This window comes from Nocardia sp. bgisy134 (assembly GCF_965341865.1).
Taxonomy (GTDB): domain Bacteria; phylum Actinomycetota; class Actinomycetes; order Mycobacteriales; family Mycobacteriaceae; genus Nocardia.
Genome location: NZ_CBDQZP010000003.1, coordinates 502,712 through 517,106 on the forward strand (window position 1 = coordinate 502,712; position 14,395 = coordinate 517,106).

At 67.5% G+C, this 14,395-nt stretch carries 8 protein-coding genes; all 8 read right to left on the bottom strand.

All coding sequences use genetic code 11. The annotated features are described in order from the left end of the window. Positions 1–187: 187 nt before the first annotated feature. The 8 genes from ACRWNM_RS08770 to ACRWNM_RS08805 all read right to left on the bottom strand — a co-directional run bounded on the left by ACRWNM_RS08770 (position 188) and on the right by ACRWNM_RS08805 (position 14,395). A complete protein-coding gene (locus tag ACRWNM_RS08770) occupies positions 188–862 on the bottom strand; it encodes a hypothetical protein (protein WP_431965318.1) in 675 nt (224 codons plus the stop codon). Positions 863–1,134: 272 nt separating this feature from the next. Next, positions 1,135–5,088, bottom strand: a complete 3,954-nt coding sequence (locus tag ACRWNM_RS08775; RefSeq protein ID WP_431965320.1) for a DNA-directed RNA polymerase subunit beta' — start codon at positions 5,086–5,088, stop codon at positions 1,135–1,137. 109 nt (positions 5,089–5,197) lie between these two features. After that, positions 5,198–8,689: a DNA-directed RNA polymerase subunit beta gene (locus ACRWNM_RS08780; protein WP_431965322.1), complete on the bottom strand. Its 3,492-nt coding sequence runs from the start codon at positions 8,687–8,689 to the stop codon at positions 5,198–5,200. Positions 8,690–9,146: 457 nt separating this feature from the next. Next, entirely contained in the window at positions 9,147–9,818 is a 672-nt protein-coding gene (locus ACRWNM_RS08785) for a hypothetical protein (RefSeq protein WP_431965324.1), read from the bottom strand. Further along, positions 9,815–10,516 (bottom strand): hypothetical protein, encoded by a 702-nt coding sequence (locus ACRWNM_RS08790; protein ID WP_431965326.1) that lies wholly within the window; start codon positions 10,514–10,516, stop codon positions 9,815–9,817. Before ACRWNM_RS08790 ends, ACRWNM_RS08785 begins: the two co-directional genes overlap by 4 nt. A gap of 107 nt (positions 10,517–10,623) precedes the next feature. Then, on the bottom strand, positions 10,624–11,865 hold the full coding sequence (locus tag ACRWNM_RS08795) for an MCE family protein (protein ID WP_431965328.1): 1,242 nt from the start codon (positions 11,863–11,865) through the stop codon (positions 10,624–10,626). Beyond that, positions 11,862–13,127 carry an MCE family protein gene (locus ACRWNM_RS08800; protein ID WP_431965330.1) on the bottom strand — a complete coding sequence of 422 codons (1,266 nt, stop codon included), beginning with the start codon at positions 13,125–13,127 and terminating at the stop codon, positions 11,862–11,864. The genes ACRWNM_RS08795 and ACRWNM_RS08800 overlap by 4 nt, the downstream gene beginning before the upstream one ends. After that, entirely contained in the window at positions 13,124–14,395 is a 1,272-nt protein-coding gene (locus ACRWNM_RS08805) for an MCE family protein (protein WP_431965332.1), read from the bottom strand. The genes ACRWNM_RS08800 and ACRWNM_RS08805 overlap by 4 nt, the downstream gene beginning before the upstream one ends.

Consider the following 14,395-nt stretch of genomic DNA (forward strand, 5'->3'; position numbering starts at 1 on the left):
CAGACCCTGAAGCGGCGGTCCTCGGTCGGCCGACCGGCGGTGAGCTCGGCGAAGACGGCGCGCTGCCCGTCGCGAGCGTCGCCGAGCAGGCGTGCGATGCGGCGAGGTACGGCGGCGGTCGATCTCGGATTCGGACCGGACGAGAGAGCCCGCCGCGGTGGCCTCGCGGACCGCGCTTCGAGGTCGTTCACCCAGCGGCGCGCAGGCGGACCTCGTTGATCAGGTGGAGCAGGCTGTCCAGGGTCGCGGGTGGGCCGGTCAATCTGGCGAAGGCGAGGGTGTCGACGGGGCCGGCGGTGTCGGCAGCGAAGGCATAGGTCATCGCGACACGCAGCCTGGGCTCGCCGTCGATGTCGGCTGCGGATTCCGTGAAGGCGGTCGTGGGATCGGTTGCGCGCCAGCGTGATTCCGCGCCTATCAGTTCGGCTCGGAAACCGGCCTGCTCGATATCACCACAGGGTGCGAGACAGGAGTGCACGCCGATCCAGCCGCCCGCGCGACTGCCACCGCGCTCGTCGGCGCACGTCCACACCACATCGGCCCGCAGCCGCTTGCTGCCGCCGATGCATCCCCAGGTTTCCGGAACGTCGAAATCGAACGGCATACCGCGCAGACCGCGCATCGGCGTGAGGCGCGTATCCGGGCCGTATGTCCGACCGGCCACCGGCCCCGGCGCGCCATCGCGTACCAACCGCACCGTGGGCCGCCGCGGCACCTCCCTCGGCAACGCGACCGGAATCCCTTGCGGCGGCGGCCCGATCACCGACGTCACCGGCCCCGCGCCAGGCGTGTCCTGTTGCAGCTCCGCCTCCCACAGCGCGGCCGTCCCCAAGCAGAACGCCACCGACACAACCAAACTCACCACCGCCCCCGCCGCCGTCCTCCCGCGCACGGCCCCCCGCCGTCCCCAATTCCATTTCAACGCACTGCCGCCCACGAACGCGCCCCCTTCGCACACTCAGCCGTCCGGGCCGCCCCGACACCGAACCAGCGCCAAGCCGTGCCACATCCTAACTGCGCCAACTTATTTCAGGAGCGACATCAAAAATCTGGGCTGTCCTCGGGTCGCCGGGAAACGCGAACGGCCCCCGCTCCGGAAAGGAGCGGGGGCCGAAGGCTATCGGCGGCTACCGATTACCGGTAGTCGCTGAAACCGTAGTCGTCCAGCGGGACCGCGGCACCGGTGGTGGCGCCGAAGCTGTCCGGGCTGTAGTAGGTGTCGTCGTAGGACGGCACCGCGTACGCCGCGGCACGAGCCTCTTCGGTCGGCTGCACCTGGATGTTCCGGTAGCGGTTGATACCGGTTCCGGCCGGGATCAGCTTGCCGATGATCACGTTCTCCTTGAGACCGATGAGCTTGTCGGAGCGGCAGTTGATCGCCGCGTCCGTCAGGACTCGAGTGGTCTCCTGGAAGGACGCCGCCGACAGCCACGAATCGGTGGCCAGCGACGCCTTGGTGATACCCATCAGCACCGGGCGGCCCGAAGCGGGCTCGCGGCCCTCGGAGACCACGCGGCGGTTGGAGGACTCGAACTCGGAACGCTCGGTGAGCGAGCCGGGCAGGAACTCCGTGGCGCCCGAATCGATGATCGTCACGCGACGCAGCATCTGGCGCACGATGACCTCGATGTGCTTGTCGTGGATCGACACACCCTGCGAGCGGTAGACCTCCTGGACCTCGTGGACCAGGTGGATCTGCACCTGACGGGGGCCCATCACGCGCAGCACCTCGTGCGGATCCGCCGCGCCTTCCAGCAGCTGCTGGCCGACCTCGACGTGGTCACCGTCGGAGAGCAGACGCTCGGTGCCGTCGTCGTGCTTGAACACACGCAGACGCTGACGCTTCGAGAGCTTGTCGTAGACAACCTCTTCACCACCGTCGTCCGGGATGATGGTGATCTTGTAGAAGCGGTCGTCGTCCTCGAGCCGCACGCGACCCGAGACCTCGGCGATCGGCGCCTTGCCCTTGGGCACGCGAGCCTCGAAGAGCTCCTGAACACGCGGCAGACCACCGGTGATGTCGTCACCCGCGACACCACCCTGGTGGAAGGTACGCATGGTCAGCTGGGTACCGGGCTCACCGATGGACTGCGCGGCGACGATACCGACGGCCTCACCGATGTCGACCAGCTTGCCGGTCGCCATGGAGCGGCCGTAGCAGGTCGCGCACACGCCGGTGCCGGTGGTGCAGGTCAGCACGGAGCGGACCTTCACCTCGGTGATACCCGCGTCGAGCAGCGCCTCGATGGCCGGGTCGCCGAGGTCGGCGCCCTTCGTGACCACGACGTTGCCGGACACGTCCAGCGCGTCGGCGGCCAGGGTGCGGGCGTACGCGGAGGTCTCCACGTGCGCGTCGCGGATGATGACGCCGTCGAGCTGCTTCTCGGCGATCGGCACGACGATGCCGCGCTCGGTGCCACAGTCGTGCTCGCGCACGATGACGTCCTGCGAGACGTCCACCAGACGACGGGTCAGGTAACCCGAGTCGGCGGTACGAAGCGCGGTGTCGGCCAGACCCTTACGAGCACCGTGGGTGTTGATGAAGTACTCCAGAACCGTCAGGCCCTCACGGAAGGAGGACTTGATCGGCCGCGGGATGAACTCACCCTTCGGGTTCGTCACCAGGCCCTTCATACCCGCGAGGGTACGAGTCTGGGTGAAGTTACCCGTGGCGCCCGAGTCGACGATCGTGATGATCGGGTTGTCGGCCGGGTAGTGCGCGCGCAGCGCCTTACCGACCTCTTCGGTCGCCTCCTGCCAGATCTTGACCAGGGCGTTGTTGCGCTCCTGGTGATCGAGCGCACCACGCTGGTACTTCTTCTCGATCTGATCCGACTGCGCCTCGTAGCGCTCCATGATCTCGGCCTTCTCCGGCGGAACGAGAACGTCCGACATGGAGACGGTGACACCCGAACGCGTGGCCCAGTAGAAGCCGGCGTCCTTGAGCTTGTCGACGGTCTGCGCAACCACGATCATCGGGTAGCGCTCGGCGAGATCGTTGATGATCGTCGCCTGCCGCTTCTTCGGCATCTGCTCGTTGATGAACGCGTAGTCCGCGGGCAGCAGCTCGTTGAACAGCACCCGGCCCAGCGTGGTCTCGGTGGTCCACGCGTCGCCGCGCTGCCAGCCCTCCGGGAACAGCTCCGCCTCGACTTCCTTCGGCGGACGCTGGGTGGTGAGCCGCACCTTGATCTGGGAGCGCACGGTCAGCTCGCCGCGGTCGACAGCCATCTGCGCCTCGGCGGGCGAGGAGTACACGCCGAACTCAGGCTCGTCCTTCGTCGCGGGCTTGTACTCGCCCTTGGCGCCGTCGACCTGACGGGTCAGGTAGTACAGGCCGGTCACCATGTCGAGACGCGGCATGGCGAGCGGACGACCCGACGCGGGCGACAGGATGTTGTTCGAGGACAGCATCAGGATGCGGGCCTCGGCCTGCGCCTCCGCCGACAGCGGCAGGTGCACGGCCATCTGGTCACCGTCGAAGTCGGCGTTGAACGCCTCACAGACCAGCGGGTGCAGCTGGATGGCCTTGCCTTCGACCAGCTGCGGCTCGAAGGCCTGGATGCCGAGGCGGTGCAGGGTGGGCGCACGGTTCAGCAGCACGGGGTGTTCGGCGATGACCTCTTCGAGGACGTCCCACACCTGCGGCCGCTGCCGCTCGACCATCCGCTTGGCGGACTTGATGTTCTGCGCGTGGTTCAGGTCGACCAGGCGCTTCATCACGAACGGCTTGAACAGCTCCAGCGCCATCAGCTTGGGCAGACCGCACTGGTGCAGCTTCAGCTGCGGACCGACGACGATGACCGAACGGCCCGAGTAGTCGACGCGCTTACCGAGCAGGTTCTGACGGAAGCGGCCCTGCTTGCCCTTGAGCAGGTCGGACAGCGACTTGAGCGGACGGTTGCCCGGCCCGGTGACCGGACGGCCGCGGCGGCCGTTGTCGAACAGGGCGTCGACGGACTCCTGCAGCATCCGCTTCTCGTTGTTGACGATGATCTCGGGCGCGCCGAGGTCGATCAGTCGCTTGAGGCGGTTGTTGCGGTTGATCACGCGACGGTACAGGTCGTTCAGGTCGGAGGTAGCGAAGCGGCCACCGTCGAGCTGAACCATCGGGCGCAGTTCCGGCGGGATCACCGGAACGGCGTCGAGCACCATGCCCATCGGCGAGTTGCCGTTGGTCTGGAAGGCCGCGACGACCTTGAGCCGCTTGAGCGCGCGCAGCTTCTTCTGGCCCTTACCGGTGCGAATGGTCTCGCGCAGGTTCTCGGCCTCGGCCTCGATGTCGAAGTTCTCCATCAGCTTCTGGATGGACTCCGCACCCATGGCGCCGGTGAAGTACTCGCCGTAGCGGTCGGTCAGCTCGCGGTAGAGCACCTCGTCCACGATGAGCTGCTTCGGGGCCAGCTTGGTGAAGGTGTTCCAGATCTCCTCGAGCCGGTCCAGCTCGCGCTGGGACCGATCACGGAGCTGGCGCATCTCGCGCTCGCCGCCGTCCTTGACCTTGCGGCGCACGTCGGACTTGGCGCCCTCCGCCTCCAGCTCGGCCAGGTCGGCTTCCAGCTTCTGCGCGCGGGCCTCGAGGTCGGCGTCACGCTGATCGGCGACGGCCTTCTTCTCGACCTCCATCTCGGCTTCGAGCGTGGAGAGCTCGTTGTGGCGCAGCTCGTCGTCGACGCCGACGATGACGTAGGCGGCGAAGTAGATGATCTTTTCCAGATCCTTCGGCGCCAGGTCGAGCAGGTAGCCCAGGCGCGACGGCACGCCCTTGAAGTACCAGATGTGCGTGACCGGCGCGGCCAGCTCGATGTGGCCCATCCGCTCACGGCGCACCTTGGCGCGGGTGACCTCGACGCCACAGCGCTCACAGATGATGCCCTTGAAGCGGACACGCTTGTACTTACCGCAGTAGCACTCCCAGTCCCGGGTGGGACCGAAGATCTTCTCGCAGAAGAGGCCGTCCTTCTCCGGCTTCAGCGTGCGGTAGTTGATGGTCTCCGGCTTCTTCACCTCGCCATAGGACCACTGGCGGATGTCTTCGGCGGTGGCAAGGCCGATCCGGAGTTCATCGAAGAAGTTGACGTCTAGCACGTAACTTCCTTTCCCCTGTGCGGGTCGAATTCGAGCAAAAGTTCACTAGTTGGTTGTTCGCGATGGGCGCGGATGTCGTCGGTGACCGAGTTCCTCCGCGCCCGACCGCCTAGTTCGCCAAATCGTCGACGGTGGCCGCTTCGTTCCTGGACAGGTTGATGCCCAGGTTCGCCGCGGCGCGCTCCAGGTCCTCGTCCTCGCCTTCGCGCAACTCGATCGCGGCGCCGTCGGAAGACAGCACCTCGACGTTGAGGCACAGCGACTGGAGTTCCTTGAGGAGCACCTTGAACGACTCCGGAATGCCCGGCTCCGGAATGTTCTCGCCCTTCACGATCGCCTCGTAGACCTTCACGCGGCCCACGACGTCGTCGGACTTGATGGTGAGCAGTTCCTGCAGGGTGTAGGCAGCGCCGTAGGCCTGCATCGCCCAGCACTCCATCTCACCGAAGCGCTGACCACCGAACTGCGCCTTACCACCGAGCGGCTGCTGGGTGATCATCGAGTACGGGCCGGTCGAACGCGCGTGGATCTTGTCGTCGACCAGGTGGTGCAGCTTCAGGATGTACATGTAGCCCACGGCCACCGGGTACGGGAACGGCTCGCCGGAGCGGCCGTCGAACAGGGTGGCCTTGCCGTTGTCGTCGACCATGCGTTCGCCGTCGCGGTTCGGCAGGGTCGAGGCGAGCAGACCGGTCAGCTCCTCCTCGCGAGCGCCGTCGAACACCGGGGTGGCGATGTTCGAGTCGGCGGGCGCGCCGAACATCTCCTCCGGCAGGTTCGCCGCCCAGTCCGGGTTGCCGTCGACCTGCCAGCCCGCCTTGCCGATCCAGCCCAGGTGGGTCTCCAGGATCTGGCCGATGTTCATACGACGGGGCACACCGTGGGTGTTCAGGATGATGTCCACCGGGGTGCCGTCCGGCAGGAACGGCATGTCCTCGGTCGGCAGGATCTTGCCGATGACGCCCTTGTTGCCGTGGCGACCGGCGAGCTTGTCGCCGTCCTGGATCTTGCGCTTCTGCGCGACGTACACGCGGACCAGCTCGTTGACGCCCGGAGGCAGATCGTCGTCGTCCTCGCGCGAGAACACGCGGATGCCGATGACCTTGCCGGACTCGCCGTGCGGCACCTTCAGCGAGGTGTCGCGGACCTCGCGCGCCTTCTCACCGAAGATCGCGCGGAGCAGCCGCTCCTCGGGGGTCAGCTCGGTCTCGCCCTTCGGGGTGACCTTGCCGACCAGGATGTCGCCGTCGCGAACCTCGGCGCCGATGCGCACGATGCCGCGCTCGTCCAGGTCGGCGAGCACCTCGTCGGAGACGTTCGGGATGTCCCGGGTGATCTCCTCGGCGCCCAGCTTGGTGTCGCGGGCGTCGATCTCGTGCTCTTCGATGTGGATCGAGGTGAGGACGTCCTCTTCCACGAGGCGCTGCGACAGGATGATCGCGTCCTCGTAGTTGTGGCCTTCCCACGGCATGATCGCCACGAGCAGGTTCTTGCCGAGGGCCATCTCACCGTTCTCGGTGCACGGACCGTCGGCCAGGACCTGGCCCCGCTCCACCCGCTGACCCTCGTCCACGATCGGCCGCTGGTTGGAGCAGGTGCCCTGGTTGGAGCGCGCGAACTTGCGCATCCGGTAGGACTTGCGGGTGCCGTCGTCGGCCATGACGGTGACGTAGTCGGCGGAGACCTCCTCGACCACGCCGGCCTTCTCGTTCACCACGACATCGCCTGCGTCGGTCGCGGCGCGCAGCTCCATGCCGGTACCCACGATCGGGGCCTCGGAACGGATCAGCGGCACGGCCTGACGCTGCATGTTCGCGCCCATGAGGGCACGGTTGGCGTCGTCGTGCTCGAGGAACGGGATCATGGCGGTCGCGACCGACACCATCTGGCGCGGCGATACGTCCATGTAGGTCACCTCGGTCGGGGCGACGAACTCCATCTCCTCGTTGCCGCGGCGCGCGAGCACCCGCTCCTCGAGGAAGTTGCCGTCGGCGTCCACCGGCGAGTTCGCCTGGGCGCGGACCTCGCGGTCCTCCTCGTCGGCGGTGAGGTACTTGACCTCGTCGGTGACCCGGCCCTCGACGACCTTGCGGTACGGCGTCTCGATGAAGCCGAACGGGTTGACCCGCGCGTACACCGACAGCGAGCCGATCAGGCCGATGTTCGGGCCTTCCGGGGTCTCGATCGGGCACATGCGGCCGTAGTGCGACGGGTGGACGTCTCGGACTTCCAGGCCGGCGCGCTCACGGGACAGACCACCCGGGCCCAGCGCCGAGAGGCGGCGCTTGTGGGTCAGACCCGACAGCGGGTTGTTCTGGTCCATGAACTGCGACAGCTGGGAGGTTCCGAAGAACTCCTTGATCGCGGCGACGACCGGGCGGATGTTGATCAGGGTCTGCGGCGTGATGGCCTCGACGTCCTGGGTGGTCATGCGCTCGCGGACGACGCGCTCCATGCGGGAGAGGCCGACCCGGATCTGGTTCTGGATCAGCTCGCCGACGGTGCGCAGGCGACGGTTGCCGAAGTGGTCGATGTCGTCGACCTCGACCGGCACCTCTTCGCCGCCCGGGGCGGTCATGACCTTGTCGCCGGAGTGCAGGCGCACCAGGTACTCGATGGTGCTGACGATGTCTTCCTTCGTCAGCACCGAACCGATGACCGGCTCGTTGAGGTGGATGCCCAGCTTCTTGTTGATCTTGTAGCGACCGACGCGAGCCAGGTCGTAGCGCTTCTCCTTGAAGAACAGGTTCTCCAGCAGGGTCTGCGCGGACTCCTTGGTCGGCGGCTCGCCCGGTCGCAGCTTGCGGTAGATGTCCAACAGCGCCTCGTCCTGACCGGCGGTGTTGTCCTTCTCCAGGGTGGACATCATGATCTCGGAGAAGCCGAAGCGCTCGACGATCTCCTCGGTGGTCCAGCCCAGCGCCTTCAGCAGCACGGTGACCGGCTGACGCCGCTTGCGGTCGATGCGCACACCGACGGTGTCGCGCTTGTCGACATCGAACTCCAGCCACGCGCCGCGCGACGGGATGACGCGCACGCTGTGCAGGTCCTTCTCGGTGCCCTTGTCGATCGTGTGATCGAAGTAGACGCCCGGCGAGCGGACCAGCTGCGAGACGACGACACGCTCGGTGCCGTTGATGATGAACGTGCCCTTGTCGGTCATCATCGGGAAATCACCCATGAAGACCGTCTGGCTCTTGATCTCACCGGTGTTGTTGTTGATGAACTCCGCGGTGACGAACAACGGCGCCGCGTAGGTCATGTCCTTTTCTTTGCACTCGTCGATCGAGGCCTTGACCTCTTCGAAGCGCGGGTCCGAGAAGGACAGGGACATGGAGCCGGAGAAGTCCTCGATCGGCGAAAGCTCCTCGAGCACCTCCTCGAGTCCACCGACTAGGCCGACGTCGCCGCGAGCGGCCGCGCGCTCACGCCATTCCGACGAACCGACCAACCAGGAGAACGATTCCGTTTGTAGATCGAGAAGACCCGGCACTTCCAAGGGTTCACGGATCTTCGCGAAGGAGACCCGCTTAGGGGCTCCAGGGATACCGGCAACTGCCTTGGTCTGGGTGGAGACTGCCAAGATGCGTCCTTCCAGCACCTCACGCGCGTCGCGTGGTGGTCCGCGACCGTCGCTTGCTTCTGCTACGAATTCCGCTGGTCACAACCCGAACGAAACCCGAACAGGCAACAACGGAAGTAACACCGGAAGGCGAAACTTACGTGTGCGAATCGAGGTATGGACAGGAGGCAGCCAGCGCAAAGTCCAAACCTACACTCCTAGACACGGAGGTGTCAAAGTACCACCCGTGTGATCCTCCACGCCGCTGGCGCGCCGTGGGGTCAGCGCACCGGGGCGCCGTGGGCAAGCGGCCCGCTCGCCGACCCCGCTCGGGCGATGCCCGGCACCCGAATCGCTGGCTGCGTCGAGAGCTACGGGGCGGCTGAAACCACTTGTGACAGCTGCCGCTGTTGTGAATAGCGTGACGGGTCGGGCGAAGCTCGTCAAGTGCCAGGACCGACCCGCCCCTGCCGGAATACAGCGGCGCCGACCAAGATCACTGGTCGACGATGCCGCTGGCCAGCCAGCGACCGTCCACCTTCTGCATGCGCAGCACCACCGGACCCGCCACGCTCTGCTGCGCGACGCCGTCCTTGGTGGCGCTCACCACGAGGTTCACCAGCAGCTCCGCCCGATCCTCGGTGAGCATCGTCACCCCGATCGGGTCGGCCTTGGCATCGGCGCTGGTCTGCGCCTGTCGAATGGCGTCGACAGTGGTGCCGGCGAACTTGTCGAGGTCGGTCAGCATGCTGCCGGTGACCACCTGGCGTACCGCGGCCTCGTAGCCATCGATGGTCGCGATGTCGTACCCGTAGATGGTCCGCAGGGCATGGTCGGCGGCGGCGCGCACTTCCTCGGTCGCGCTCGTGTCGACGAAGGCCCGGTTGTCGTCGGGCACGCCGGGCCGCAGCGCGGCGAGGACGGCGAATCCGGCGAGCAGCGCGACCGCGACGAGCGCGGCGGCGACCGGAGCCCAGGAACCGGTGGACGGAACGCGGGGCCGCGACACACGACGCTGGCGGCTCGCGGCGGCGCTCGCCTTTTCGTCGCGGGCCGGGACGTCGCGCGGACGCGCGGAGGCGACCTTGGGCTTGCGAACGGGGCGCGCGGCGGGCTGCGCGGTGCGCCGCTTGGGGGTGACGCGGTTGACGGGGCGGCGGTCGGTCATCGCGGTCCCTCCTGCGCGGGCGCCCCCTGAGTCGGTGCGGGAGCGGCGGGCGACTGCGCACCCGGCTGCCCGAGCCCGGTCGGGCCGGGGCCTTCCAGCAGCACCGGCTGGGTCAGCGAGGCGACCTGCTCGGCCTTCCAGACGTCGCCGTCCTTGGTCATGTCCAGGCTCCACGTGTACCGGTAATCGGAGACCGACTTGTCCGGCTTCGACTCGGACACCTGGAGCACCACCAGCGCCGACGCCTTGTCCCGCTCGCTGTTCAGCGCGGTCAGCGAGGCACCGAGCACCTTGGACTTCATCCCGACGCCCGCCTGCGCGGCCATCTGCTCGGACTGCTGCTGGTTCTTCGTGGCCGACTCCAGGATCGGGCCGGTCATCGACGACCTGGCCAGCGCGAGCGAGCCCGGCACGTCGTCGAGGTTCATCGAGGTCATGTTGATCGCGGCCTGGCGCGCGGCGTCCAGCGCGGAATCGCGGGCGTCGGCGCGCGGACCGTCGGTGAAGAACGCCGCGCGGACCCAGCCGCCGCCGAGCCACAGCGCGGCCACCAGGGCGACGACGAGCGCTCCGAACACGACCGCGGTCACCGCGACCGGCGGACGGCCCGCAGCGGTCTCGGCCGAGGGCTCGGCAGCCGGGGTTTCCGCGGACCCGGTCTCGGCGGACACCGATTCCTTGGACTGATCAGAAGTCACGACTCAGCCTCGCTGGCGCTCGGCTGAGCCGTGCCTAGCACGCTGTGTTGATGGTTCACTCGCTGGCGCTCGCTCACGACTGCCAACCATAACGTCATCCTTCCTGGTCACCGCTTCGGCGTGACCCCCATCAGGGTGGCGAGCTGCACGGCGATCGGGTTCAGGTTCAGCTTCTCCGGGTCGACCTTGGGGTTGTCGTCCCACGGTTGCGAGATACTCGGATCGGCCAGATCGGCCCGCTCGCCGCCCCGGACTGCGGTCGGATTGCCGAACGGCACAAGGCATTTCGCGTCCTTGTTGAACGGGAACTCGTCGCGGGTGTCGTCGAAGTCGGGGTTCTGCGCCTTCATCTGGTCGAGGATGCGCTGGGTGCCCTCGTAGCCGACGGTGCAGGCGGGCGGGTTGTTGGTCTCGAGCACCAGACCGAAGTGGCTGGTGCCGTCGCCGGGCGCGGTCGCCGACGCGCCGAGCGACAACTGCGGCAGCATCTGCAGCAGCGGCCGCAGCGCGTAGAACTTGGGCGAGATGCTCTGCAGCAGCACACGCAGGTTGGCCAGGTCCTCGGTGAGCGCGCCGCCGCTCTCGTCGAGCAGGGCGCCGACCTGTTCGCCCGCGTCGGTGCCGGTGCCGATCAGCCTGCGTATCGCGGGGTCGCTGGCGCGCAGCTGCACGGAGAGCCGGTCCAGGCCGTCGCTGAACCGCCGGATCGCGTCCCCCTGCTCGGCCTGGGTGGCGAACACCACCCTGCCGTCGCGAATCAGCTGGATGGTCTGCGGCAACGTCTCGTGGAACGTGGTGGTGAACTCGTTCAGCGACTGCAAGAAGACCTGCAGGTCGTCGCCCTTGCCGTCGAATGCCTTGCCCAGTTCGGTGACGGTGGTGTTCAACGCCTCCAGATCCACCGTGCTGGTGAAGTGGTCGACGCTGGAGACCAGCTGCTCCACCGAGATCGGCGTCTGCGCCCCTGCGATGACCGAGCCGTCCTTCAGATACGGGCCGATGTCGCTGTCGGGCTGCAGGTCGACGTACTGCTCGCCGATGGCCGACCGGTTGGCCACCACGGCCTTCGCCGAGGCCGGGATGCGCGGCGAGTCGGAGTCGATGACCAGCGTCATGCTCACGCCCTCGTCGGTGAGCTCCACCCCGCCGACCCGGCCGACCGGAACGCCGCGATAGGTCACCTCGGCGCCCTTGTAGATGCCGCCGGTCTGCTTCGCGTCGACCCGCACGTCGTACTCACCGAAGCCGAGCATGTGGTCGAGCCGGATGTACTTGGCGCCGACGAAGATCACGCCGATCACTGCGATCACCAGGAAGACGATCAGCTGGTTGCGAACGAGCCGGGTCATCGCGGCTCACCCCCTCCTTCGGCGCCGCCGGGAGGCGTCACGCCGAACTGGTCCAGCAGCGGCCCGAGCGGGTTCGGCACGGGTGCGCCCGGCACGGGCAGCACCGCCATGGTCGGCGGCAGCGGAATCAACGACACCGTGGGCCAGCCGGGGCGCGGGCCGTTGCCGTTGTAGTACGGGTTGGACGGATCCACGTTCACCGGCGGGCCGTACGGCGGCGGGATGTACACCGGATCCGGTTTGCCGACACCGAGATTGCTCAGCGTGACGCCGATCTGCTGGTCCACCGACAGCCAGGTGTTGACCTGGCCGCCGAAGGTGCCCTCCAGCGAGGAGTCGGGGAACGGGTAGGTCGGGATCAGCGGGAACGCGGTCACCAGGTCCGGCGCGGCGCGGCCGAGCTCTTGCAGCGTCGGCCGCAGCGAGTTCAGGTCGCGGATCAGGTCGTCCTTGGCGGTGTCGATCACGTCGAAACCGGCCTGGCCCACCCGGTCCAGCTGGGTGAGCAGACCGATCAGTTCGGGCCGTTGCTCTTCCAGGATCCTGATGCCCTCGGGGAGCTCGTCGAGAATCCTGGCGATCTGCTCGGTCTGGCTGCTCACCCGGCTGCTGAGCACGGCGAGCCCGTCGATGGCCCGGGTGATGTCGTCGACCTGCTCGTCGAGCCCGCCGATCAGGGTGTTGGCCTGCTCGATCAGCGAGCGCACCCGGTCCTCGCGACCGCCGAGCGTCTTGTTCAGCTCGGTGACGATGGGTTGCAGCTGTGCGACACCGCCGCCGTTGAGCAGCAGCGACATGGCGCCGAGCACCTGCTCGATCTCGGTGGCGTGGCGGGTGTGCTCGACCGGGATCACCGCGCCGTCGGCCAGCTTCGCCGGATCCGGGTCCGCGGCGGGCGCGGAGAGCTCGATGAACTTCTCGCCGAGCAGATTCGATTGCCGCACCTCGGCCCTGGCATTGGCGGGCAGGTCGACGGAGGAGTTGATCAGCGTGCGGACGCTGGCGGTCCAGCCGTTCTGCGCCAGCTCGATGTCCTCGACCCGTCCCACCGGCACGCCCTCGACCTTCACCGCGGACTGCGGCACCAGGTCGAGCACATCGTCGAAGTGGATGTCGACGTGGATCGGATGCGGGCCGACGTCGGCGCCGCCGGGCAGCGGCACGCTGTAGATGCCGTCGGCGGCGCACGAACTGATCAGCGCGGCCGAGACGGCGAGCGCCGCCGCCGACAGCCCGCGGACGAACGGCTTGGTCGTCTTCATCGCTCACCTCCCTGCTCGGACGGCGGCAACTGGTTGGACGGGGTACCGGGCACGGTGCCCGGCACGGGATCGCGCTGCAGGTTCTCGCCGGAGAGGATGCCGAACGGCAGGATCAGCGTCGGGGTCTTCACCCCGGCGGTGATCTGGTCGGTGATCTCCTTGCAGTGGTCCAGGACCGGGCGCATCTGACGGCCGAGCGCCTCGAAGCGAGGATCGCCCGGCATCAGCTTCGACAGGTCGAGCATCTTGCACACCACGCCGAACGGGTCCTGCAGGTCGGTGAAATTGGCCCGCATGTCGAGGGTTCCCGATTCCGCGTTGTGGATGTTGATCAGGTTGCTCAGCGCGAGCGGGATCACCGGCAGCGCGGCGGCGAGATCGTCGCGCTGGTCGGCCAACGTCTTGGTGAGGGTGGTCAGCGCCTCGGCGTTCTCCGCGACCAGCGCGCGGTTGTCGTCGATGAACCGCGCGACGTCGCCGAGCGCCACCGAGAGCAGTTGCAGCGCGTCGCCGAGATTCTGCCGCTCGTCGGCCAGGAATCCGGCCAGATCGGCCAGCTGGCTGTTGAATTCGCGCACCTGCTGATCGTTTCTCGCCAGCATGCTCACGAAGTTCTGCAGGTTCTTGACGGTCTCGAAGATGTCGCCGCGCGCCTCGGACAGGTACCTCGCCGCGGCCGAGAGCTGAGTGATGCTGTTGGCCAGCGCCTCACCGTTGCCGGAAAGGTTGGCCGCCGAGGTGCGCACGAGTTCGTTCACCGCGCCGTCTTTGTTGGCGCCGTCCGGACCGAGCGCGTCGCTGAGCTCGGCGATGCTCTTGTAGAGCTGGTCCACCTCGACCGGGGTGACGGTGCGTTGCCGCGGAATCGTCGCGTTGCGTTCCATTTTCGGGCCACCGCGGTAGACCGGCGTCAGCTGGATGAAGCGATCGGAGACGACCGAAGGGGTGATCTGTGCGGCTTGCGCGTTGGCGGGCACGTCGTATCCGCGGTCGACGCTCATCACGATCTTCACCTGGTCGCCCATCGGCTCCACTGACTCGACCCTGCCCACCGGCACGCCGAGGATGCGCACGTCGGAGCCCTCGTAGATGCCCACCGAGCGATCGAAATAGGCGGTGATCCTGGTGGTGGTCAGCCGATCGAAGCCCCACCACAGCACCCACCCGGCGACCAGCACCAGGACGACGCCGAGCGCGATGCCGATCTTGGTGCCCCGGCCCGACTCGCGGAACGCGGTGAGCGGATCGCTGCGCCAGCTCGCGGCCAC

Bases quoted from the DNA above. Each gene is read 5' to 3' on its own strand.
- ACRWNM_RS08785 (WP_431965324.1), bottom strand. From the start codon at position 9,818: ATGACCGACCGCCGCCCCGTCAACCGCGTCACCCCCAAGCGGCGCACC.
- ACRWNM_RS08795 (WP_431965328.1), bottom strand. From the start codon at position 11,865: ATGACCCGGCTCGTTCGCAACCAGCTGATCGTCTTCCTGGTGATCGCA.
- ACRWNM_RS08800 (WP_431965330.1), bottom strand. From the start codon at position 13,127: ATGAAGACGACCAAGCCGTTCGTCCGCGGGCTGTCGGCGGCGGCGCTC.